At 32.6% G+C, this 23,526-nt stretch carries 26 protein-coding genes; 19 read left to right on the forward strand and 7 right to left on the reverse strand.

Annotated features, from left to right (window positions below):
* Positions 1-204: 204 nt before the first annotated feature.
* From gatC to dinB, 7 genes are all read left to right on the forward strand, one after another.
* Positions 205-507, forward strand: coding sequence for an Asp-tRNA(Asn)/Glu-tRNA(Gln) amidotransferase subunit GatC (gatC, locus tag CD036_RS07995; protein WP_002509165.1), 303 nt, complete (start codon positions 205-207; stop codon positions 505-507).
* A 1-nt stretch (position 508) separates the two neighbouring features.
* Positions 509-1,966 (forward strand): Asp-tRNA(Asn)/Glu-tRNA(Gln) amidotransferase subunit GatA, encoded by a 1,458-nt coding sequence (gene gatA / locus CD036_RS08000; RefSeq protein ID WP_021459034.1) that lies wholly within the window; start codon positions 509-511, stop codon positions 1,964-1,966.
* A 12-nt stretch (positions 1,967-1,978) separates the two neighbouring features.
* On the forward strand, positions 1,979-3,406 hold the full coding sequence (gene gatB / locus CD036_RS08005; protein ID WP_002509167.1) for an Asp-tRNA(Asn)/Glu-tRNA(Gln) amidotransferase subunit GatB: 1,428 nt from the start codon (positions 1,979-1,981) through the stop codon (positions 3,404-3,406).
* Positions 3,407-3,581: 175 nt separating this feature from the next.
* Positions 3,582-4,499 (forward strand): diacylglycerol kinase, encoded by a 918-nt coding sequence (locus tag CD036_RS08010; protein WP_002509168.1) that lies wholly within the window; start codon positions 3,582-3,584, stop codon positions 4,497-4,499.
* A gap of 92 nt (positions 4,500-4,591) precedes the next feature.
* Positions 4,592-5,965, forward strand: coding sequence for a 23S rRNA (uracil(1939)-C(5))-methyltransferase RlmD (gene rlmD / locus CD036_RS08015; protein WP_103388395.1), 1,374 nt, complete (start codon positions 4,592-4,594; stop codon positions 5,963-5,965).
* Between the two features lie 139 nt (positions 5,966-6,104).
* Positions 6,105-6,656 (forward strand): DUF3267 domain-containing protein, encoded by a 552-nt coding sequence (locus tag CD036_RS08020; RefSeq protein ID WP_021459032.1) that lies wholly within the window; start codon positions 6,105-6,107, stop codon positions 6,654-6,656.
* 128 nt (positions 6,657-6,784) lie between these two features.
* Positions 6,785-7,858 (forward strand): DNA polymerase IV, encoded by a 1,074-nt coding sequence (gene dinB, locus CD036_RS08025; protein WP_002509171.1) that lies wholly within the window; start codon positions 6,785-6,787, stop codon positions 7,856-7,858.
* Here dinB and CD036_RS08030 read toward each other — a convergent pair.
* Entirely contained in the window at positions 7,855-8,409 is a 555-nt protein-coding gene (locus tag CD036_RS08030; RefSeq protein ID WP_021459031.1) for a 3'-5' exonuclease, read from the reverse strand. The genes dinB and CD036_RS08030 overlap by 4 nt on opposite strands.
* A 225-nt stretch (positions 8,410-8,634) precedes the next feature.
* Positions 8,635-9,138, reverse strand: coding sequence for an H-type ferritin FtnA (gene ftnA, locus CD036_RS08035; protein WP_002509173.1), 504 nt, complete (start codon positions 9,136-9,138; stop codon positions 8,635-8,637).
* A 171-nt stretch (positions 9,139-9,309) separates the two neighbouring features.
* Here ftnA and murT point away from each other — a divergent pair, with 171 nt between their 5' ends.
* Together murT and gatD are read left to right on the forward strand one after the other, a co-directional pair.
* Positions 9,310-10,620, forward strand: a complete 1,311-nt coding sequence (murT, locus tag CD036_RS08040) for a lipid II isoglutaminyl synthase subunit MurT (protein ID WP_103388396.1) — start codon at positions 9,310-9,312, stop codon at positions 10,618-10,620.
* Positions 10,621-11,346, forward strand: coding sequence for a lipid II isoglutaminyl synthase subunit GatD (gatD, locus tag CD036_RS08045; RefSeq protein ID WP_021459029.1), 726 nt, complete (start codon positions 10,621-10,623; stop codon positions 11,344-11,346).
* 486 nt (positions 11,347-11,832) lie between these two features.
* Here the strand turns inward: gatD and CD036_RS08050 are convergent, their stop codons facing one another.
* Positions 11,833-12,819 carry an FUSC family protein gene (locus CD036_RS08050; RefSeq protein ID WP_103388397.1) on the reverse strand — a complete coding sequence of 329 codons (987 nt, stop codon included), beginning with the start codon at positions 12,817-12,819 and terminating at the stop codon, positions 11,833-11,835.
* Between the two features lie 165 nt (positions 12,820-12,984).
* Between CD036_RS08050 and map the strand changes: the two genes are divergently transcribed.
* From map to vraR, 5 genes are all read left to right on the forward strand, one after another.
* Positions 12,985-13,737, forward strand: coding sequence for a type I methionyl aminopeptidase (gene map / locus CD036_RS08055; protein WP_021459027.1), 753 nt, complete (start codon positions 12,985-12,987; stop codon positions 13,735-13,737).
* A gap of 102 nt (positions 13,738-13,839) precedes the next feature.
* Positions 13,840-14,226, forward strand: a complete 387-nt coding sequence (locus CD036_RS08060) for a hypothetical protein (RefSeq protein WP_002509178.1) — start codon at positions 13,840-13,842, stop codon at positions 14,224-14,226.
* A 16-nt stretch (positions 14,227-14,242) separates the two neighbouring features.
* Positions 14,243-14,944 carry a cell wall-active antibiotics response protein VraT gene (vraT, locus tag CD036_RS08065; protein ID WP_002509179.1) on the forward strand — a complete coding sequence of 234 codons (702 nt, stop codon included), beginning with the start codon at positions 14,243-14,245 and terminating at the stop codon, positions 14,942-14,944.
* Positions 14,941-15,984: a sensor histidine kinase VraS gene (vraS, locus tag CD036_RS08070; protein WP_002509180.1), complete on the forward strand. Its 1,044-nt coding sequence runs from the start codon at positions 14,941-14,943 to the stop codon at positions 15,982-15,984. The genes vraT and vraS overlap by 4 nt, the downstream gene beginning before the upstream one ends.
* Complete coding sequence (vraR, locus tag CD036_RS08075; protein ID WP_002509181.1) at positions 15,974-16,603, forward strand: response regulator transcription factor VraR; 630 nt, start codon at positions 15,974-15,976, stop codon at positions 16,601-16,603. Before vraS ends, vraR begins: the two co-directional genes overlap by 11 nt.
* 62 nt (positions 16,604-16,665) lie before the next feature.
* Here the strand turns inward: vraR and CD036_RS08080 are convergent, their stop codons facing one another.
* The 3 genes from CD036_RS08080 to CD036_RS08090 all read right to left on the reverse strand — a co-directional run bounded on the left by CD036_RS08080 (position 16,666) and on the right by CD036_RS08090 (position 18,780).
* Complete coding sequence (locus CD036_RS08080; protein ID WP_103388398.1) at positions 16,666-17,745, reverse strand: YihY/virulence factor BrkB family protein; 1,080 nt, start codon at positions 17,743-17,745, stop codon at positions 16,666-16,668.
* A gap of 279 nt (positions 17,746-18,024) precedes the next feature.
* The gene (locus tag CD036_RS08085) at positions 18,025-18,309 is read right to left on the reverse strand and encodes a hypothetical protein (RefSeq protein WP_002509183.1); all 285 of its coding nucleotides are present in this window, start codon (positions 18,307-18,309) and stop codon (positions 18,025-18,027) included.
* Positions 18,310-18,315: 6 nt separating this feature from the next.
* Positions 18,316-18,780: a low molecular weight protein-tyrosine-phosphatase gene (locus CD036_RS08090; protein ID WP_002509184.1), complete on the reverse strand. Its 465-nt coding sequence runs from the start codon at positions 18,778-18,780 to the stop codon at positions 18,316-18,318.
* 135 nt (positions 18,781-18,915) lie between these two features.
* Here CD036_RS08090 and CD036_RS08095 point away from each other — a divergent pair, with 135 nt between their 5' ends.
* The 3 genes from CD036_RS08095 to CD036_RS08105 are packed head-to-tail and all read left to right on the forward strand — an operon-like array spanning position 18,916 to position 20,930.
* Positions 18,916-19,119, forward strand: coding sequence for a DUF1128 family protein (locus tag CD036_RS08095; RefSeq protein WP_021459025.1), 204 nt, complete (start codon positions 18,916-18,918; stop codon positions 19,117-19,119).
* Positions 19,120-19,130: 11 nt separating this feature from the next.
* Positions 19,131-20,369: an aminopeptidase gene (locus tag CD036_RS08100; protein ID WP_103388399.1), complete on the forward strand. Its 1,239-nt coding sequence runs from the start codon at positions 19,131-19,133 to the stop codon at positions 20,367-20,369.
* 33 nt (positions 20,370-20,402) lie between these two features.
* The gene (locus CD036_RS08105) at positions 20,403-20,930 is read left to right on the forward strand and encodes an acyl-CoA thioesterase (RefSeq protein ID WP_103388400.1); all 528 of its coding nucleotides are present in this window, start codon (positions 20,403-20,405) and stop codon (positions 20,928-20,930) included.
* A 288-nt stretch (positions 20,931-21,218) separates the two neighbouring features.
* Here the strand turns inward: CD036_RS08105 and yfkAB are convergent, their stop codons facing one another.
* A complete protein-coding gene (yfkAB, locus tag CD036_RS08110) occupies positions 21,219-22,364 on the reverse strand; it encodes a radical SAM/CxCxxxxC motif protein YfkAB (RefSeq protein ID WP_103388401.1) in 1,146 nt (381 codons plus the stop codon).
* 184 nt (positions 22,365-22,548) lie between these two features.
* On the opposite strand from yfkAB, the gene CD036_RS08115 reads away from it, so the two are divergent.
* Positions 22,549-22,710 carry an SE1561 family protein gene (locus CD036_RS08115; RefSeq protein ID WP_002509189.1) on the forward strand — a complete coding sequence of 54 codons (162 nt, stop codon included), beginning with the start codon at positions 22,549-22,551 and terminating at the stop codon, positions 22,708-22,710.
* 82 nt (positions 22,711-22,792) lie between these two features.
* Positions 22,793-23,308, forward strand: coding sequence for a type 1 glutamine amidotransferase domain-containing protein (locus CD036_RS08120; RefSeq protein ID WP_002509190.1), 516 nt, complete (start codon positions 22,793-22,795; stop codon positions 23,306-23,308).
* Positions 23,309-23,526 lie beyond the last annotated feature (218 nt).

Genomic DNA, 23,526 nt, shown 5'->3' on the forward strand with positions numbered 1-23,526 from the left:
TAGACTTCAATCTTACTCCTATTTTGAATTGAATATGAAAGGCACATCGGACAGAGTAATATTTATTTGTAAAAATAAGTAACAATTACTAAATAATGCAGATGAAGTTAGTAATAAATTGAATATTTATTAAAATACTTAGATTTTTAAGGCGAATTTTGGTACAATTTTGTAATGAATGAGTAAAAGGAGGCTTTTTATTTAATGGCTAAAGTTACACGTGAAGAAGTTGAACATATAGCAAATTTAGCTAGACTTCAAATTTCAGAAGAAGAAACTACAGAAATGCAAGAAACGTTAGAAACAATTTTAAATTTTGCCAATCAAATAGATTCTGCAAAGACAAGCGATATTGAACCAACATATCATGTCCTTGATTTACAAAATGTATTAAGAGAAGACAAAGCGATAGAGGGTATTCCTCAAGAGCAAGCATTAAAAAATGCAAAAGAAACGGAAGATGGACAATTTAAAGTACCATCTATCATGAATGAGGAGGACGCTTAAAATGACCATCCGTTACGAATCTGTGGAAAACCTAATAACTTTAATTAAAAATAAAGAAGTAACACCATCACAAATTGTAAGTGATATATATGATGCAATTGAAGAAACAGATCCTACAATAAAATCATTTTTAGCTTTAGATAAAGAAAATGCATTACAAAAAGCTAAAGAATTAGATGACTTACAAGCTAAAGATCAAATGGAAGGTAAACTTTTTGGTATTCCAATGGGAATCAAAGATAACATTATTACTGAAGGTGTCGAAACGACATGTGCTAGTAAAATGTTAGAAGGCTTTGTACCGATATATGAATCAACAGTGATGAATAAATTGAAAGCTGAAAATGCTGTATTAGTCGGGAAAGTAAATTTAGATGAATTTGCAATGGGTGGTTCTACAGAAACTTCTTATTTCAAGAAAACAGTAAACCCATTCGATCATACAGCTGTACCTGGTGGTTCTTCTGGTGGCTCTGCAGCAGCAGTAGCAGCTGGTTTAGTTCCATTTACATTAGGTACTGATACAGGAGGTTCCATTCGTCAACCTGCAGCATATTGCGGCATAGTTGGGATGAAACCTACATACGGAAGAGTATCACGTTTTGGACTTGTAGCATTTGCCTCTTCATTAGACCAAATTGGACCATTAACGCGCAACGTTAAAGATAATGCATTAGTGCTTGAAGCTATTGCTGGTGTTGATGAAAATGATTCAACAAGTGCACCAGTTGAAAATGTGGATTTCACTTCTACTATTGGTCAAGATATTAAAGGATTAAAAATTGCGTTACCTAAAGAGTATTTAGGTGAAGGAATTGATGAAGAAGTTAAGGCATCAGTTAAAACTGCAGTAGACATTTTAAAATCATTAGGTGCCACTGTTGAAGAAGTATCATTACCAAATACGAAATACGGTATTCCATCATATTATGTAATTGCATCATCAGAAGCATCATCAAACTTATCTCGTTTTGATGGTATTCGTTATGGTTATCATTCACCAGAAGCAAACTCACTTGAAGAATTATATAAAATGTCAAGAAGTGAAGGCTTCGGCGAAGAAGTAAAACGTCGTATTTTCTTAGGAACATTCGCTCTAAGTTCTGGATACTATGATGCATTTTATAAAAAATCACAAAAAGTTAGAACATTAATTAAAAACGACTTCGATAATATCTTTGAAGATTATGATGTAGTAGTAGGACCAACAACACCTACAACTGCTTTCAACATTGGAGATGAAATTGACGATCCTTTAACAATGTATGCAAATGACCTATTAACTACACCAGTTAACTTAGCTGGGTTACCAGGTATTTCTGTTCCTTGTGGTCAATCAAATGGTCGCCCAATTGGCTTACAATTCATTGGTAAACCGTTCGATGAAAAAACGTTATATCGTGTCGCTTATCAATATGAAACTAAATTTAATCTTCATGATGAATACGAAAACTTATAAGGAGTGGAAATAATGCATTTTGAAACTGTTATCGGACTTGAAGTCCACGTTGAGTTAAAAACCGAATCAAAAATGTTTTCACCAGCCCCTGCACATTTTGGAGCTGAACCAAACTCAAATACTAACGTAATTGACCTTGCATATCCAGGTGTATTACCAGTTGTTAACAAACGTGCAGTCGATTGGGCTATGAGAGCTGCAATGGCTTTAAATATGGATATTGCAACTGAATCTAAATTTGATCGTAAAAACTATTTTTATCCTGATAATCCAAAAGCATATCAAATTTCTCAATTTGACCAACCAATAGGTGAAAATGGTTATATTGATATTGAAGTAGATGGTGAAACAAAACGTATTGGTATTACACGTTTGCATATGGAAGAAGATGCTGGGAAATCCTCACATAAAGATGGTTACTCACTTGTTGATTTAAATAGACAAGGTACACCATTAGTTGAAATTGTATCAGAGCCAGATATTCGTTCTCCTAAAGAAGCATATGCATACTTAGAAAAACTACGTTCTATTATTCAATATACAGGTGTTTCTGATTGTAAAATGGAAGAAGGTTCATTACGTTGCGACGCTAATATATCATTACGTCCATACGGGCAAATGGAATTCGGTACAAAAGCTGAATTGAAAAACTTAAACTCCTTTAACTATGTGCGTAAAGGTTTAGAATATGAAGAAAAACGCCAAGAAGAAGAATTATTAAACGGTGGAGAAATCTTACAAGAAACACGCAGATTTGATGAATCAAATGGCAAAACAATTTTAATGCGTGTTAAAGAAGGTTCAGATGACTATCGTTACTTCCCAGAACCAGATATCGTACCGCTATACGTTGATGAAGCGTGGAAAGAACGTGTACGTCAAACTATTCCAGAATTACCAGATGCACGTAAAGCAAAATATGTTTCCGATTATGGTTTACCAGCATATGATGCCCACGTCTTAACACTGACAAAAGAAATGTCAGATTTCTTTGAAGGTGCAGTAAAAGCTGGAGCAGATATTAAATTAACATCAAACTGGTTAATGGGTGGGGTAAATGAATATTTGAATAAAAATCAAGTAGAATTACAAGACACTCAATTAACACCAGAGAACTTAGCTGGCATGATTAATTTAATAGAAGATGGAACAATGAGTAGTAAGATTGCTAAAAAAGTCTTCCCAGAGCTAGCAGAAAATGGTGGCGATGCAAAACAAATTATGGAAGACAAAGGATTAGTACAAATCTCTGATGAAGCAACATTATTAAAATTCGTCAATGAAGCGTTGGATAATAATGAACAATCTGTTGAAGATTATAAAAATGGTAAAGGCAAAGCTATGGGATATTTAGTTGGCCAAATCATGAAAGCTTCTAAAGGACAAGCAAACCCACAATTAGTTAATCAATTATTAAAACAAGAATTGGATAAACGTTAATTGTAAGTTAAATCTATAGTTATTTTCAGTTACCTGCGAGCACAATAAATTACTCGCAGGTAACTTATTGTGTAAAAAATTTGAGTTGAGACAAAAATATATAATTGAAATGCTTTCAACTCGTTTCTAAATCCTTTAATATAGAAGATGAGTATACTAAGTTGAGGGATAAATTATGAGAAAAAAAGCTAGAATTATTTATAATCCAACGTCAGGCAAAGAGCTTTTTAAAAGAACATTGCCAGACGTTTTAATTAAACTAGAAAAAGCAGGATTTGAAACAAGCGCTTATGCTACCGAGAAAAGTGGAGACGCAACTGAAGAAGCCCAAAGAGCTTTGCAAGGAAATTATGATGTATTAATAGCTGCAGGTGGAGATGGTACTTTAAATGAGGTCGTTAATGGGATTGCTGAACAACCCAACAGACCTAAATTAGGTATTATACCTATGGGGACAGTCAATGACTTTGGACGCGCTTTACATTTGCCTAATGATATCATGAGTGCTATTGATGTTATTATCGATAATCACATAACTAAGGTCGATATAGGAAAAATGAATAACAGATATTTTATAAACTTAGCTGCAGGTGGCCAATTAACACAAGTATCTTATGAGACACCTAGTAAGTTGAAAACAATTGTTGGACCATTTGCTTACTATATCAAAGGCTTTGAAATGTTACCTCAGATGAAGGCAGTTGATTTAAGAATCCAATATGACGATGAAGTTTTCCAAGGTGAAGCTTTACTATTCTTGCTTGGGTTAACTAATTCTATGGCTGGCTTTGAAAAGTTAGTACCTGACGCTAAGTTAGATGATGGCTATTTTTCACTTATTATAGTTGAGAAAGCAAACCTAGCAGAATTAGGACATATTATGACTTTGGCTTCTAGAGGAGAACATACTAAACATCCGAAAGTTCATTATAAAAAAGCAAAAGCAATTAATATTTCTTCATATACAGATATGCAGCTAAATGTTGATGGAGAATATGGAGGCAAATTACCTGGTAACTTTTTAAACTTAAAGCAACACATCGAAGTATTCACACCTAGTGATGTAACAATCAGTGAGTTAACAGAGCAATAATAAATGTAATATACGAGCACGTAGTTTAATAATAAGAGGTTAGGTAAATATCTAAAAACATCCTAGCCTCTTTTAGTATGGAGTGAATGACTGTGAATACTATTCAAAAAAACGAAGTAAGAACTGGAAAAGTAGTGGACCTAACACATGAAGGACATGGTGTAGTAAAAATTGATCGTTATCCTATTTTTGTGCCTAATTCTTTAATTGATGAAACGATTGAATTTAAAATTATCAAGGTAAAAAAGAATTTTGCCATAGGTAAATTACTAACAATAGCGACAACAAGCCCTGAGCGAGTGGAACCACCTTGTGTGTATTACTATAAATGCGGTGGCTGTCAGTTACAACATATGAGTTATGAAACACAATTAGCGATGAAAAAAGAACAAGTTATCACATTATTTCATAGAAAAGCTAATTTTAACTCAACAATTATAGGCGATACTATTGGGATGACTAATCCATGGCGATATAGAAATAAATCACAAATTCCTATTGGGAAAAATAGTGATGACCAAGCAATAATGGGCTTTTACCGTCAGAGAAGTCACGATATTATTAATATGGACGAGTGTCTAATACAAGATGAACAACATCAACACATGATGAATTTTATTAAACAATGTTGTAATGAATTAAATATTAGTATTTATAATGAAAAAACAAAAAAAGGTTTGTTGCGTCATTTAGTAGTTCGTACTGGTCATCATACAAACGATTTAATGGTGATTTTAGTCACTAATGGAAAACAATTCCCGCAAGCTCAACAACTTATTTCACGTTTAATACAGAACTTTCCCCAAGTGACGAGTATTAAGCAAAATATTAATACGACACATTCTAATGTCATTATGGGTGATCAGTCATATACATTATATGGTGAAGATAAAATCATTGATACTTTAAGTGAAATTACATTTAAAATCAGTGATCAATCCTTTTATCAAATCAATTCTGCTCAGACTGAAAAACTTTATCAAAAAGCTATTGATTATGCTAATTTAGCAGGAAATGAAATAGTACTAGATACGTATTGTGGTATTGGTACAATCGGGTTATATATGGCTCCTAAAGCAAAACATGTTTATGGTGTCGAAGTAGTCAAAGAAGCAATCGAGGATGCTAAGCAAAATGCTCAACTTAATGAATTTGAAAATACAACTTTCGTCTGTGGTAAAGCTGAAGATGTTATCTTACAATGGAAACAAGAAGGAGTACACCCAGATGTTGTGATGGTAGACCCTCCAAGAAAAGGCTGTGATGAAACATTTTTAAATACATTATTAGCCTTAGAACCCAAAAAAATAGTCTATATATCTTGTAATCCTTCTACACAACAACGTGATGCACAAATACTTGCAACAAAATATAATCTTACCCAAATTACACCAGTCGATATGTTTCCACAAACAACTCATGTAGAAACAGTGGCGCTTTTTGAACGCTTGACATCTAACGAATGATGCAGTGTAAAATGTTTCAATATGGAAAAGTTTATTAAAACTATATTACAGACAATTTATTTTATTGAATTTTATAATATAGGCATTTATAATCAAAATTGAAATTAATATTAATGTGATTGAGTGAGGAGGGTGAATAGTGTTTAAAGTTAGTTTGTTTTCAAATAAAAAGGCGCTAGAGCGCTTTGCATTGTTTCAACTTGCGGTTATTATGATTACCATTTTGTGTTCATATAAAATTGCTTATGCGTATACGCATATCATAGAACAAAATTTAATATTGAATATACTTTTCGGTGTGATTGGATTTGTAGTTGTAGCAGTTATACATGAATTTATTCATAACTTGTTATTCCGAGGTTTTTCCAAAGGAAATAAGCCTATTCATCGCTTCCACTTTGGCATAATATCAACACATATGCCTAACGTTTACTTTAAAAAATGGCAATATGCCATAATCATGCTTACACCGTTAGTTGTTATAACAACAGTACTTTCAATATTATTCTTATTCTTTTCTTATTCATCATTAATATTTATTGGAAGTTTTCATATAGGTTATTGTCTTCTTGATTTATATTTTGTAATGGGAGTATTAAATAATAAAGTGAAATACATTGAAGACACTGAAGAAGGTCTAATTTATTACACAGAATCACCATTACAAGAAGTACAATCAGAAACAAAATAATAGTACAAATGATTCACTCCAACATGTCAGTAGGACAAGCTTTTGGAGTGTTTTTTGTTTGATTGTATTATAATTTAACTGGTTGATGATACATGGATGAACAAATTATTGTGCAGGAGGGAAAAGTTATGCATGAAAGACGAATAATTCATATTGACATGGATTACTTTTTTGCACAAGTTGAAACGAGAGATAATCCATCTTTAAAAGGGAAACCAGTCATAGTAGGTGGTAAAGCAAGTGGACGAGGTGTAGTGTCTACGGCTTCATATGAAGCAAGGAAATATGGTGTTCACTCAGCAATGCCTATGGCTCAAGCGCATAAATTATGTCCCAATGGTTATTATGTAACGCATCGTTTTGAAGCATATAGAGCGGCCTCAAAAATTATTATGAGCATTTTTAAAAGTTATACTGAAATTGTTGAGCCACTATCATTGGATGAAGCATATTTAGATATAACACATTTAGTGAGACCTGACTTACCAGCATCAACGATTGCACAATTCATCAGACGTGATATATGGGAGCAAACACAGCTCACAGCATCTGCAGGTGTTTCATACAATAAATTTCTAGCAAAATTAGCGAGTGGTATGAATAAACCTAATGGCTTAACAATTATTGATTATCATAATGTGCATGATATTTTAATGGGCTTAGATATTGGAGACTTTCCCGGTATTGGAAAAGCAACTAAACAGAAAATGCACGACCATGAGATTTTTTGTGGCCGAGATTTATATGAACAAAGTGAATATAATTTAGTGCGGTTGTTTGGGAAGCGAGGTCACGGCTTATATAATAAAGCCCGAGGTATCGATCATAATTTAGTAAAGCCTACGCGAATTCGTAAATCAGTAGGTACTGAACGTACTTTTGCTACAGATATGAATGATGATGAGGCAATACTGCAAAAGGTATGGGAACTGAGCACTAAAACAGCTGAAAGATTAGCAAAATTACAAAAGTCGGCCAAAACAGTAACCGTAAAAATCAAGACATATAAATTTGAAACATACTCTAAGCAAAGAAGTTTGAGAGAGCCAGTGAGGTCTGAAACAGATATATACAATATTGCGTATGCTTTGTTTACAGAATTAAAAGAAGCGGATGTGCCGATTCGGTTAGTAGGAGTAACTGTTGGAAATTTAGAAAAAACGACATTTGAAAATATGACGATATATGATTATTTAAATTAATCCTTATCTTGTAATTGTTTACCATAGACGTTTAACATGGCTTGTAAGTTATCATAGTGTTTTAATAGGCGAAACGTAATCATAGCACAAGCTTTAGCATCGTTAAGCGCATCATGATGTCCATGAAAATCTAAATTATAAAATTTCATCATATGGTTTAACCCATAACGCGAGTTACTGACAGTACGTCGTGCTAATTGCAATGAGCAAAAATACGTCATAGCTGGTGTATCACAGTGAATATACTTGATACTTTCATGTAGTACAGTCATATCAAAAGAAGCATTATGAGCTACCACTGGTAATTGATTGATAAATTGCATCATATAAGGATATACTTCTGCGAAAGTTGGAGCTGATTTGACATCACTACTTTGTATACCATGAACTGCTATGTTTTGTTGTGAAAAGTAATCATGAGGATTGATGAGCGTATAAAAAGTTTCTACGATTTCATGGTTCACAACTTTGACCATACCTATAGAACAAATACTAGTACGTTTTCCATTTGCAGTTTCAAAATCAAGTGCTACGAAGGCATTATCGTTCATTAGCTTTAAATCCTTTCTGTGTGAAAATGAGTTTTAGACATATTACTATAAAAAAATAGTTCACGAGGTATTTTAACATACAATAGATAATATTTATTATATAATAAACATGAGATTGTGACAGCAGTGCTTAAAATCTGAGTCCTCATTATAGGTACTTCAAACAATAATCACACGTCCCAACCTCATGGTAATGTATCGTATTAATTTATTAGATGAAACTTATTATTCCTCTTCATCAAAAGAACGTGCAGCAAGCTCTTTTTCATATAGATATAACGTATTGTGGTCATCGCCAATACGTTTTAAGTAATCAATATGAGTTTCAAACATTGATTCTTCTTCTACTTGTTCATCTAAGAACCAGTTTAAAAATGAAATAGTAGCATAATCTTTATCTTTGTTCGCGATATCTGATAAGTTGTAAAATCTACGAGTAACATCTTGCTCTTGAGTTAGTCCATCTTCAAAAGTTTCTAAGATACTTTTGAATTCTGATTTAGGAGCTGATATAGCAGAAAATACGGCATGCTCACCACGATCATTGATATAATCATAAATTTTCTTACCATGGAAACGTTCTTCTTTTGCTTGTTGGATATAAAAATTTGCAAAACCTTCATAGGACTCTTTATCACAGTATGCAGCCATTGCCATATAAGCATGTGCTGCAAAAAATTCATGGTTCATTTGTTCATTTAAAGCATTTAACAATTCTTTATTTAACATAAATAACAGCCTCCTATTGGTGTAATTGGTACAAGTATAGCAAAACCATTGTTTTTAGTAAATAATAATAATTACAATCTGTGTATTGTCAAACCTTTTTAATTGAGAATGGTTTGGAAAGCAATTAAATCGTGTTATAATATTTTAGCGAATAATTAAGGGAGGAAACTTATGAGACATTGGACTGCAACTCGATTAGCCAAATTGGCAAGGTCAGCTAGTAGAGCTGTCGGTAAGAAAGGAACAGACTTACCTGGCCAAATTGCGCGAAAAGTGGATAAAAATATATTGAAAAATTTAGCTTCAAAAGTAGATGAAATTGTATTTATTAGTGGTACAAATGGGAAAACAACTACATCTAATTTAATTGGTCACACTTTAAAGAAAAATGATATTGACATCATACATAATAATGAAGGAGCTAACATGGCTGCTGGTATCACTTCAGCATTCATATTACAAAATACGGCTAATACAAAAATAGCTGTTATTGAGATAGACGAGGGTAGTATTCCAAGAGTATTAAAAGAGATGACTCCGACAATGATGGTATTTACTAACTTTTTCAGAGATCAAATGGACCGTTTTGGTGAAATTGATATAATGGTTAATAATATTGCTAAAGCAATTGAAAATAAGGGAATAAAATTATTGTTAAATGCAGACGATCCTTTTGTTAGTAGATTAAAAATAGCGAGCGATACAGTTTTATATTATGGTATCGAAAAAAATGCCCATCAATTTGAGCAAAGTACAATGAATGAAAGTAAATATTGTCCAAACTGTGGAAAATTATTACATTATGACTATATACATTATAATCAAATTGGACATTATCACTGTGCGTGTGGGTTCAAGCGTGAACAACCTAAATATGAGATTTCTGAATTTACATTATCACCATTTATAAATATGGTAGTGAATGAAACCACTATGAACATGAAAATAGCAGGAGATTTTAACGCATATAACTCATTAGCTGCTTACACAGTTTTACGAGAATTAGGTTTAGAAGATGACCTTATTCGTAAAGGCTTTGAAACATATACATCACAAAATGGACGCATGCAGTATTTTAAACATGGGGAAAAAGAGGCCATGATTAACTTAGCTAAAAACCCTGCAGGTATGAATGCCAGTCTGTCAGTAGGTGAAGAAATAGAAGGTAGCAAAGTATATGTTCTAGGTTTAAATGACAATCCAGCAGACGGTCGAGATACATCATGGATTTATGATGCAGATTTTGAAAAGTTATCACGTCAAACTATCGAAGCAATAATTGTAACTGGGAATAGAGCAGAAGAATTACATTTACGATTAAAGCTAGCTGAAATAACGGCTCCAATTATCGTAGAAAAAGATATTCACAAAGCGTCAGCGCTAACAATGAATTATGCTAGTTTTACAGTAGCAATTCCAAATTATACTTCATTAGCACCTATGTTAGATCAGTTAAATCGTTCTTTTGGGGAGGCAAACTAAATGAAAGAACTGACCATTTATCATTTCATGCCAGATAAATTAAATTTATATAGTGATATTGGCAACATTATCGCATTAAAACAACGGGCAAAACAACGCAATATAACAATTCATGTCGAAGATATAAACCAAACTGAAGGTGTAACTTTAGAAAATTGTGATTTATTCTTCATTGGTGGTGGAAGCGACAGAGAACAAGCGCTAGCAACCCAAGAATTAAGTAAAATTAAAAACACTTTAAAAGAAGCTATTGAAGATGGTATGCCAGGCTTAACAATTTGTGGCGGTTATCAATTTTTAGGTAGTAAATATATAACACCAGACGGTACAGAATTAGAAGGCTTAAATATTTTGGATTTTTACACACAATCTAAAGAAGAGCGTTTAACTGGTGATATTGTAATAGAGAGTGACACATTCGGTACTATTGTAGGGTTTGAAAATCATGGTGGTCGAACATATCATTCGTTTGGCACTTTAGGTAAAGTCACACATGGATTCGGCAATAATGATACAGACGGCAAAGAAGGTATTCATTATAAAAACTTATTAGGTACATATTTACATGGACCAATATTGCCTAAAAATCACGAATTAACAGATTACTTATTAGAAAAAGCATGTGAGAGAAAAGGTATTACTTTCGAACCAAAACAATTAGACAATACAGTAGAAGAAGCGGCAAAACAAGTTATAGTTAAGCGCGTGAAAAATAATAAAAAGTAGCTATTAATAAAACCACTAAGTTTACTTAGTGGTTTTTAGATTGTCGACTAAGTTTATGGCTTTGTTGGCAGTTTTTGTACACGCTTTCCGCGGACACTGCCTTAGCCTGTAGTCTTCGGCTAGTGCTCTTCCCGCAGGAGTCGGCCCAAAGCATTGCCAATATAATAATATATAAATTAAAAGATAAAAAAGAGTGATTTGAGAGAAAATTGGGCGATGCAAAAGAACAGTATAGTTTGCTCGATGGACGATATATGGATTCCAAAGTTTTCATAAATAACACACTAATTTGTCCTGCCATGAACCTTAAAAAATTAGCAATGTAGTTAGTAAAATAAATAATGAACGCCTGATAGACACTACTTTTATGAAAAAACTATATAGATAAAATAAACAAACACCACCTTTGCAAATTAATGTGAAGGAGGTGTTTATGTTTTGAAAGTCTAAGTAAGCATACTTAGTGGTTTTACATATGTATTATGATTACGCATAGCGTTCATCTAAAATACGATAAATCAATAAAATTTCGTAAATGATGTGACTTTTAAGTTGATGTTCATCGAATTCATCCAGTCCTTTAACTGAATTTTTTAATATAGAAGCACTTTGCTTTTCTCTTTTGAAATGACCTGTTGCTATTATTTGATTAATACTATTTGCAATGGATAAGATTGCGTATTTTTCTTCAATATCAAAGCCAATTGCTGTGCGTTTAGGTAGATATATAATGTTCGATAAATGAGAAATAAAAAGGCGATCTGTTTGTGCTAAAGTTTGAAGTTTTTTAAATTTTATCCATTCTTGCTTATCGTTTTTATGATATGCTAATTCATCGTTTTGATAATTAATTAAAGTTTCTATTTTTTTGCTCGCATCTAATAATTGGTTAAGTTGTTGGTTTGACTGTTCGGATTTAAATTGACTGAGTAATAATTGTTGCATGCGATTACTATATAAACTGTACATTTTAGACTCAGTCTCTTTAATTAGTTGATCAAGTTGATTATAATATTTTGGGGGCAAGATAATAAAATTGACTAATGCCGCAGTACTTAAACCAATAAAGGCAGTTAGTAATCTAGAAAAGAAATTAAAAATATATGCGTCATGTATACCAGGTATCATTGCAACTGCTGTCAAAGTAGCAACAGTAGTACCTGCATGTAAATTTAAGCGGGTACAAATTAAAATGGTAAACATAGTACTTAACGCATAGGATAATGGAGATTGATCACCGAATAGGTAAGTAAATATAACAGCTAAAAGTGCACCAATAACAGTGGCAGGTAGTCTTTTGTATCCTTTTTTTATTGACGCTTTTGCAGTAGGTTCAATTGTTACGACTGCTGTCAATATAGCAAAAATAGGATTTAAATTTAGCAGCATACAGAAGAGCGCTGTTAAGAATGTTGCTAGTCCTGTTTTAAGTGTACGTGCACCAATAATATTTTTATACCATTTATCGTTCATAGTTCAAAACTCCTAATCATAATAACCAGATGTGTAAAACTGTTTATGTAATTTGAAAAGTTAAAATGTTAAACTAGTATGTATTCTAATACTGTAAGTTATTATATCAAAATTTTTCTGCTATAATAATAAGTAATATAATTTTATAAAAAGGATCGGGATAAAATGATTGTAAAAACAAATGAAGAATTACAAGCCTTGAAAGATATTGGGTATATTTGTGCTTTAATAAGAGATAAAATGCAAGAAGCAACAGTACCTGGTATTACAACAAAAGAATTAGATGATATCGCAAAAGAATTATTTGAACAACATGGAGCATTATCTGCACCTATACATGACGAAAACTTTCCAGGACAAACATGCATTAGCGTAAATGAAGAAGTCGCACATGGTATTCCTGGCAAACGTGTCATTCGTGAAGGAGACTTAGTAAATATTGATGTTTCAGCTTTAAAAAATGGTTACTATGCAGATACAGGTATTTCATTTGTAGTAGGTGAAGCAGACAATCCAATGAAACAAAAAGTATGTGATGTGGCATTAGAAGCATTCGATGCGGCTATGACGAAAGTTAAACCTGGAACAAAATTAAGTCAAATAGGTAAGGCAGTACATGCTACAGCACGTAAAAATGATGTTACAGTTATTAAAAATTTAACTGGTCATGGCGTAGGGCAATCATTACATGAAGCACCAAGTCACGTGATGAATTACTATGATCCAAAAGATAAAACATTATTAAAAGAAGGCACAGTTATTGCTGTTGAACCATTCATTTCATCTAATGCAACATTTGTTACAGAAGGCAAAAATGAATGGGCATTTGAAACAAAAGATAAAAGTTATGTTGCCCAAATAGAACATACTGTAATTGTCACGAAGGATGGCCCATTATTAACAACTAAAATTGATTAATAATGTTCGGTCTAAAGTCTTAATGTAATATGGTTCCGGAGCCTATAGGATTGGTTCCGGTAATTTTTTATAATGAAATCTAATCAATGATGAGGTGGTTTCATGAATTATATTACAACTTATTTAAATCGTGTGTGTCAACAAACAATGGAAGTTAGTTTAAACACATACCGTGAACATTTAGATCAAAAACTTAAAAGTATCGAACGCTATATTAACTATTTAGTGCAAAAAAGGGACTACATAGGTAAGATGATTGACAGTCTCGCATTAAGATTAGAAAATAAATATATCGATATGATTGAAGAAGAATATATTGACTGTGCAGAAGAAATTGAACATGATGATATTGAAGCAATAAAACAAAAGTTAAATGTAATGGAAGCTGACTATGCACGTATTGAGACAGATTTATCACTACAAGCAAAAGAAAAAATCAACACAGAAACAGAATGTGATTTAATCGAACGCATAAGTTTAGTCGCTTAAAGAAAGGTGGCGAACCATGACACATAAGTATATATCGACAGAGATGTTGATTATCTTTACAGCATTGATGATTATAGCCAATTTTTACTATATCTTTTTTGAGAAAATTGGCTTTTTATTAGTGTTGTTATTAGGATGTATCTTAGTTTATGTAGGCTATGTATATTTCCATAAGATAAGAGGGTTGTTATCTTTTTGGATAGGTGTGTTATTAATTGCTTTTACATTGCTATCAAATAAATATACGATCATTATTTTATTTATCTTTTTAGTAGCTTTGATTGTAAAGTATCTTATTTACAAATTCAAACCTTTAAAAGTTGTTGCAGCTGAATCTGAAGTGGACAATCCAGAATTTATAAAACAAAAATGGTTTGGTGAACAACGTACACCTGTGTATGTATACAAATGGGAAGATTTACAAATACAACATGGTATTGGCGACATACACATTGATATGACAAAAGCAGCCAACATTAAAGAAAATAATACTATTGTAGTAAGACAACTCATTGGTCGCATTCAAATTATCGTACCACTTAATTACAATTTGAATTTCCATTTTAGTGCTTTGTACGGCAATGCTTATCTCAATGATAAATCATATAAAATTGAAAATAATAACATTAAAATTAATGAAGAAACCAAAGAAGAAAATTACAATGTAAATATATACGTATCTAGTTTAATAGGAGATGTTGAGGTGATTTATAGATGAATCACTACATTAGAGCAATAGGCTCTATGCTAATATTAGTATATAGTACATTAATTGCTTTTTTCTTTATAGATAAAATATTTGTAAATATTATGTATTTTCAAGGTATGTTTTATACCCAAATATTTGGTATTCCAGTATTTTTATTTTTAAATTTGCTCATAATTTTATTATGTATCATTGTAGGATCGGTTTTAGCTTATAAAATAAACCAGCAAAACCATTGGCTACAAACACAAATTGAACGTTCAATTGAAGGAGAAACAGTAGGGATTAATGACCAAGATATAGAACTTTATAATGAAACTATAGAGCTCTATCAAACGTTAGTTCCACTCAATCAAGAAGTACATAAACTGCGAATGAAGACCCAAAATTTAACAAATGAATCTTATAATTTAAACGATGTCAAAGTTAAAAAAATAATCGAAGATGAACGACAAAGATTGGCTAGGGAATTACATGATTCAGTGAGTCAGCAACTTTTTGCAGCTAGCATGATGTTATCAGCTATCAAAGAATCTCAATTAACACCACCTTTAGATCAACAAATCCCTACATTAGAAAAAATGGTACAAGATTCTCAACTAGAAATGAGAGCATTATTACTACATTTAAGACCAATTGGTTTAAAAGATAAGTCTCTCGGAGAAGGTATTAAAGATTTAGTTGTCGATTTACAGAAAAAAGTACCAATGAAGGTCATACATGACATTGAAGATTTTACTGTACCTAAAGGTATTGAAGATCATTTGTTTCGTATTACGCAAGAAGCGATATCCAATACATTACGTCATTCCAACGGTACAAAAGTAACAATTGAATTATTTAATCAAGAAGCATATTTATTATTACGTATTCAAGATAACGGTATTGGTTTTAACGTAGATGATAAAGCTGAACAAAGTTATGGATTGAAAAATATGCGGGAGCGTGCATTAGAAATAGGTGCCACATTCCATATTGTATCGCTGCCTGATTCAGGTACTAGAATAGAAGTGAAAGCACCATTAGATAAGGAGGATATAGATGCCAATTAAAGTATTATTTGTAGATGACCATGAAATGGTTCGGATTGGAATTTCTAGTTATTTATCAACACAACAAGATATAGAAGTAGTAGGCGAAGGTAAGTCAGGTAATGAAGCAATTGAATTAGCACATAAGTTACAACCCGATTTAATACTAATGGATTTAGTTATGGATGATATGGATGGGGTAGATGCAACTGCGCAAGTAAAAAAAGACTTACCGCAAATTAAAGTAGTTATGTTAACAAGTTATATAGAAGATAATGAAGTATATCGTGCGTTAGATTCAGGTGTAGATAGCTATATTTTAAAAACTACAAGTGCAAGTGATATTGCCGAAGCGGTGCGTAAGACATATCATGGTGAGGCTGTGTTTGAAGCAGAAGTATTAGTGAAAATGCGTAATCGTATGAAACAACGTGCTGAGCTTTATGAGATGTTGACAGAGCGAGAGATGGAAATATTATTGTTAATTGCTAAAGGTTATTCTAACCAAGAAATTGCTAGCGCATCACACATTACTATTAAAACAGTTAAAACACACGTAAGTAATATATTAAGTAAATTAGAAGTACAAGACCGTACACAAGCAGTAATCTATGCATTCCAACATAATTTAATTCAATAAAAAAAGCAGGTCACCGGCATTTTAGATAAATGCGAGGTGACCTGCTTTTTTTATTATATAACTTAAGAAAAATTAGCTTTGTCATCTTTATTTTGTTCAATAGCTTGCATTGTGCGTTCTTCAGGTGTTGGTCCTGAGATAATTTTACGTTGGTGAATAATTGCATTAATTTCAGCACCGATAATAATAATAAAACCAGTAATATATAACCAAAGCATTAAAATGATAATCCCTGCAATACTACCGTATGTTTTAGAATAATTCGAGAAATTAGAAACGTAATAGCCGAATAAAAATGACCCTACTATAAAGACAATCGTCGCAAATACAGCTCCTGGAATAACAGAAGATATTTTAATTTTGACATTAGGGGCTAATGTATATAGCACCATAAATGCCAATAAGACGATAATAAATGGTAACACAATACGAACAATACTAAAGAGCCAACTGATTTGTTCTCCTAGACCTAGAGGTCCAAATAATAATGAACCAATTTGTTCGCCAAATGCTGGTAAAATCATGGCAATTGGTAAAATAATAATCATGGCTAATGTGAAAACGACGCTTAATAATTTAGCAACGACGAAATTACGACTATCTTCAACATCATAGGCAACATTAAATGAATTCATTAATGCTGTCATACCGTTAGATGCAGACCACAGAGATAAAATTAAACCAACAGATAGTAAGCCGCCACTGGCATTATCCATTATGTCTGATATTAAATGAGATACTTGTTCAGCATAGTCGGGTGGCACGTTTTGGCTTATCATATTTTGAATTGTTTCTTGCTTTACGCCAACTACAGGTACGATTGTTAATAGAAAGATTAACATTGGGAAAAGAGAAAGCATAAAGTAATATGATAATTGTGCCGCTAAACCAGATGCATCGTCTTTACCAATTCGATAAACTAAATACGACAAAAAGTTCGAATCTTTTGTATATTTGGCTGGCTTATTTATACGTGAGACAAAGAATGCTTGGTTGTCTTTTTTAGTATCTTTGGAGTGGAATTCATTAGGTGTAACGTATGTACGATCAGTTTCAACCTTGTTAGACTTGTTATTTTTATTATGTTCCTTATTTTTAATAGAATTTAAAAATTTAGAAGTTGTAGGTTTGTTCTTTGACATATCTGATCTCCTTAACTTTTTAATAACTACTAATAATATACTGTATAAATTAAAATAGGTAAATACATTATTATGATATTAAAAAATAATTGTTAACCATATAAAATTTTAAGACAATGTAAATAATAACAGTGCGATAATTGTTTAGTAAAAGGCTGGGACATTATAAATGTTCCAGCCTTAATGAATGTATTGAATATAAATTCTATGCTCAAGATTAAAGCACGAGCTTGTTAAATACGTGATCAAGTCATTGCATAGCTCATGCTATAGAGAAACTTAACCATTAAGACGGTTATTTTTCTTTTCTACAAATGTATCTTTAGCATCTTTTAAAGATTTTTCTAATTCAGGATTATTACGTCTGATTTCTTCAATCGCATCTTTCCAATATAGAACTTCATCTTTAATATTGCTAATTGCAGATGGTTTGCTTTGACGGTTACCGTTTTTAGCATCTTGAATAGATTGTTTTAATGATTCACGTGTTGATTTGTCAGCTAAAGTAGCTGCGCCGCCAATAACTGCACCTAATAATATACCTGGAACTAATTTATTTTTCATTGTGTGTTACCCCTCTCTTAAGTTAGCGTCTTTTACAATATAATCAATTAAGTTATCACAAGCTGATTGTACCATTTCAAAAACACCTTCAAAGTTATTAGTGTAATAAGGATCTGGTACATCACTTTCTTCCATACTACTAAATTCTAGTAATTTGAACAACTTTCCTTTGATAGATGGATTAATTTTTTTAATATTTTCGACATTACTTTGGTCCATCGCTATAATATAGTCGAAATCATCATTCGGTTCAAACAATTCACTAATCATTCCATCAGTTGGAATATTTTGACTTTGCAATATTTGTTGCGTACCTTCGTGTGGTGGTTGACCTAAATTCCATTTACCCGTTCCACGAGATTTTACACGTATCCCCGTGATGTTTCTATCTTGTAAGCGTTGCTTCATAATACCTTCTGCCATCGGAGAACGGCAAATATTGCCTAAACAGACAAATGCAACTGTTACCATAACTGATTACCTCCATATTAATTACTACATACACCTATTTTACCGGTTTTTTAAGTATTTCTAAAGCTGAATCGTAATAAAAATTTTACATGATTGCATTATTTGATAAAATAAATTGATAAAGAGGTGATATAAATGACTAATAAAAATGAACAAATGATAATAGAAATTAGAGAGCGTCTAAATTTAGTTAATCAAAGCGTCATTGACCCAGCTAAATTTGAAGATGCAGATGAAAAAGAAATACAGGAAATTCATAGTTATGTAACAACGAAATCTTCATTTACACCAAGTGAAGCGACTGCTATTGCGGATGCATTAGGCCAAATACGTAAATAAGGAGTGTTAGCATGTCTGACTTACAATATAAATTACAACAATACGCTCAACTATTAGTTGATGTAGGAATGAATGTACAACAAAATCAACCAGTATATATTCGCTCTAGTGTTGATGCATTAGAATTAACGCATTACATAGTTGAAGCAGCTTATAAAAGAGGTGCTTCAGATGTCAAAGTCGAATACAGTGATGATCGTTTGACACGTTTAAAATTTGAACATGAAACAACTGAACATTTTGAACATAATGAAGTTAAATCTTATGAAGTAGATAAAAGAATGGATTATGCACAACGTGGTGCTGCAAATTTAGCACTTATAACGCAAGATCCGGAATTATTAAATGGCATTGAAGCTGACAAATTAGCAACATTTCAAAAGGAATATAGTCTTGCATATAAAGGATATATGGAAGCAAGTCAAAAAAATGAATTTCCGTGGTGTGTTGCAGCATACCCGTCTAAAGCTTGGGCCAAAAAAGTATATCCTGAATTATCCGAAGAAGAGGCATATTCTAAGTTTATTGATGAAGTACTCGATATTGTAAGAGTGGATGGTAATGATCCTACTGAAAATTGGCAACAACATGTCGCTAATTTAAGTAAACATGCTGAAAGACTACAAGCTAAAAATTATTCGGTATTAAGATATGAATCAGAAGGTACAGATTTAACTATTGGTTTACCAGAGGGGCATATATGGGAAGATGCTACGAGTTATACAAGTAATGGACAAGCCTTTGTCGCTAATATACCAACTGAAGAAGTGTTTACTGCACCACATCGTGAACGTGTTAATGGCTATGTTACGAATAAATTACCATTAAGTCATAATGGAAATATTATAGATGGCTTTAAGTTAACTTTTAAAGATGGAGTAGTAGTTGATGTTGTTGCAGAACAGGGTGAAGAAGCTTTGAAAACTTTATTATCTACAGATGAGGGCGCTAAGCGCTTAGGCGAAGTTGCTTTAGTGCCAGATGATTCACCGATTTCTAATCGTAATACTGTGTTTTTCAATACACTGTTTGATGAAAATGCTTCTTGTCATATCGCATTAGGTTCAGCATATGGTTTCAATATTGAAAATGGAACAGAAATGACAACTGAAGAAAAAGTTGCGAGTGGATTAAACGACTCATTGATTCATGTTGATTTTATGATTGGTAGTGCTGACTTAACTATCTATGGAATCACACAAGATGGAACAGAAGAACTTGTTTTTGAACAAGGTAATTGGGCTAAGTAAGCATAATAGTTAATTCACGCACGGGGAAGGGAAATGATTATGAAAAATAGAGCAAGCAAACCAATGTCTGAAGCTAGAAGCGTTAAAGCTCGACAAGTATTTCCACAGGACACGAATCATCACCATACAATGTTTGGTGGCACATTAATGGCCAATATTGATGAGATTGCCGCCATTACTGCTATGAAACATGCAAATGCACAAGTTGTAACAGCATCAACGGACTCTGTAGACTTTTTAATGCCGATTAAAACAGGTGCAATTTTATCATATGAGTCAATGGTTAGTTACGCTGGTAGCACATCAATGGAAGTATGTGTTCAAATTATAATTGAAGATTTAATTAAAGGTGAGCGCCAATTAGGAGCATTAAGTTTTCTTACTTTTGTCGCTTTGGATGATGATGGAAAGCCAACAACCATTCCTGAAGTGTATCCGGAAACAGAAACAGAAAAATGGTTTTACGACTCTGCTAATATTCGAGTTAAACGTAGAAAAGAGCGTAGAATCGAAAGTAAAGATACAATTGAATTTTTAGAGAAAGTACAACACATAGAATAGTTAGTAAAAATTAAAGTAGAAGAGAGTGGGGCAGCAAACTGATGTTATTTAACACATTTTCGTCCTACCTTGGAAAATGAGAGGCCGAGTCAATCCAATGATATCTCGGCATTTAAAACATAACCAAACCTTAGGTGAATTCACTTAAGGTTTGGTTATTTATATCTATTGATTTATTTTTTGTTTCATATGGGCAGTGCTTACGAAAAGCGTACACAAAGACTGCCAACAAATTTATTGACAGTCTTTGAAGTGGGACAAATCAATGATATCCCAGATATTTTATAATTAATTATATAGTTGATGCATACGTTTTTCATTTTCTTTAAAGTTTGTCGTTGGATAATACATATCTTTAACTAAAACGTTAGGACCTAAACATTTAAATGCAGGACAATGACAATTTAAACTTTGTGCTAATGAAGAATTTAACCATTTATCGAAAACCGTAGGCAAATTATCATGTTTGATGTTAGATATAGTACCTGTCTCATCACCAAAATCAGTTACTATCACATTACCCGTAAATACATTTACGTTTAAACGATTACGACCATCCGGATCATTTCGCATAGTGACATTTTTACTTTGACGCAGGCGGTGTAATAAAGCTTGGTCGTCATCATCCTTTATACATGGATAAATAGGTAGTGTGCCAAATAGCATCCAAGTGTTTTCGTCTCGCATATCGAGTAACTGATGAATCGCTTGTTTCATCTCTTTTAAGGACAAAACATTTAAGTCACTGGCAAAATCCGCGGGATACATCGGATGGATTTCGTGTCTACTACATTTCATATCTTTCACAATTTCGTTATGTATCTTTGTTAAATAGGGTAAAGTACTTTGATTTAACATTGTTTCTGCTGAAATAAACATGCCTTGATCAGATAAGGTTTGAGCGTTATTGAGCATTTGGTCATAAAGTTTGAGCTTGGCTTTTAAAGGTGGTTGTTTTTCCATTGCTCCAAATCCTACTGTTGCAAATTCATCTAAAGTCCCCCAATTATGCGAGATATGCATTACGTCGATATATTCTGCAATGTCTAAATAACGATCTTGAGGTAACGTAAGATTGGAATTCATTTGTACATAAACCCCTCGATCATAGGCATATTTCAATAATGGTTTAACTACTTGCTTGATAGATTTTTTTGAAAACATCGGTTCTCCACCAGTAATCGACATCGTTTTTAAATGTGGGATTTCATCTAAACGACGATAAATAATGTCCATAGGTAAGGGGTCAGGATCTTGCGTTTGTAGTGTATAACCAACAGCACAGTGACTACAACGCATATTACATAGGTTTGTAGTGGTAAACTCTATATTACTTAAAGTGAGTTGATTATGCATATCGATATCTGTATAGGCTTCCCAAGGGTCATTGTTTATGCTAATGGGCTGTTTAGTACGGATTTGGTGTATCGTCATTACTAATCCTTCTTTCCTTCATATTCATTTTATCTGTTCTATTGTAAACAAAATCCAATGCGACTGTATACCACATAACGTCAAAAAGTTGTAAAAATTAAACTGTAATATAATATATCGGCTATCATTATTAGTTCAGAACATGTTAATATGTAATTATCATATATAAAGGAGTTAACATTCAATGGATGAAAATCAAACTATGAATCAAATCAAAAATAGATTAGAGCAATTTATTGATGACATTGATCACGTAAATCCTAACGAAGTTAAAGTTGAAGATATAGATGAGTGGATTGGTTTATTAGATCAACTAGAAGAAAAAGTTAAATCAGTATCTAAGTAAAGAAGTAATACCGATAATGTTTAAAAATTGTCTTTTTTGGTTATATCATATTATATAACGGCAAAGAGAAAGGTGATTTTAAATGGCAAAAAAAGTAGCAATTATACTTGCAAATGAATTTGAAGATATTGAATTAACAAGTCCAAAAGAAGCAATCGAAGAAGCTGGCCATGAAACAGTGATAATTGGCGATGTTGCTAACCATGAAGTAGTAGGTAAACATGGCGAAAAAGTAACGATTGATGTAAGCATTGCTGATGCTAAACCTGAAGACTATGATGGTTTATTAATTCCTGGAGGATTTGCACCTGACCATTTAAGAGGTGACGAAGAAGGAAGATATGGCACATTTGCTAAATATTTCACGAAAAATGACGTGCCAGCATTTGCGATTTGCCATGGACCTCAAATACTCATAGATACTGATGATTTAAAAGGAAGAACGTTAACTGCAGTGTTAAATGTGAGAAAAGATCTTTCAAACGCTGGGGCACAAGTTGTAGATGAATCAGTAGTTGTAGATAACAATATCGTTACAAGTCGTACACCTGACGACTTAGATGACTTTAATAAAGCAATTGTTGAGCAATTAAAATAACAATCGTTAACAAAATTTAATTTAAATATTCATTATGGATTTAAGAGGCTAGGACAATATTGATACGTCCTAGTCTCTTTTCATATTGGCAGTAGCTGACTGCATTGAAAATGCGATTCAAACCAAGCTTGTTTCAATACTAGCCATCCTTTCCGGGGTGGGAAGACGAAATCATTTTTTCAAAATCAGATTTCTGTCCCACTCCATGTTTTATTAGA

This window comes from Staphylococcus arlettae (genome assembly GCF_002902345.1).
GTDB classification, from domain to species: Bacteria; Bacillota; Bacilli; order Staphylococcales; family Staphylococcaceae; genus Staphylococcus; species Staphylococcus arlettae.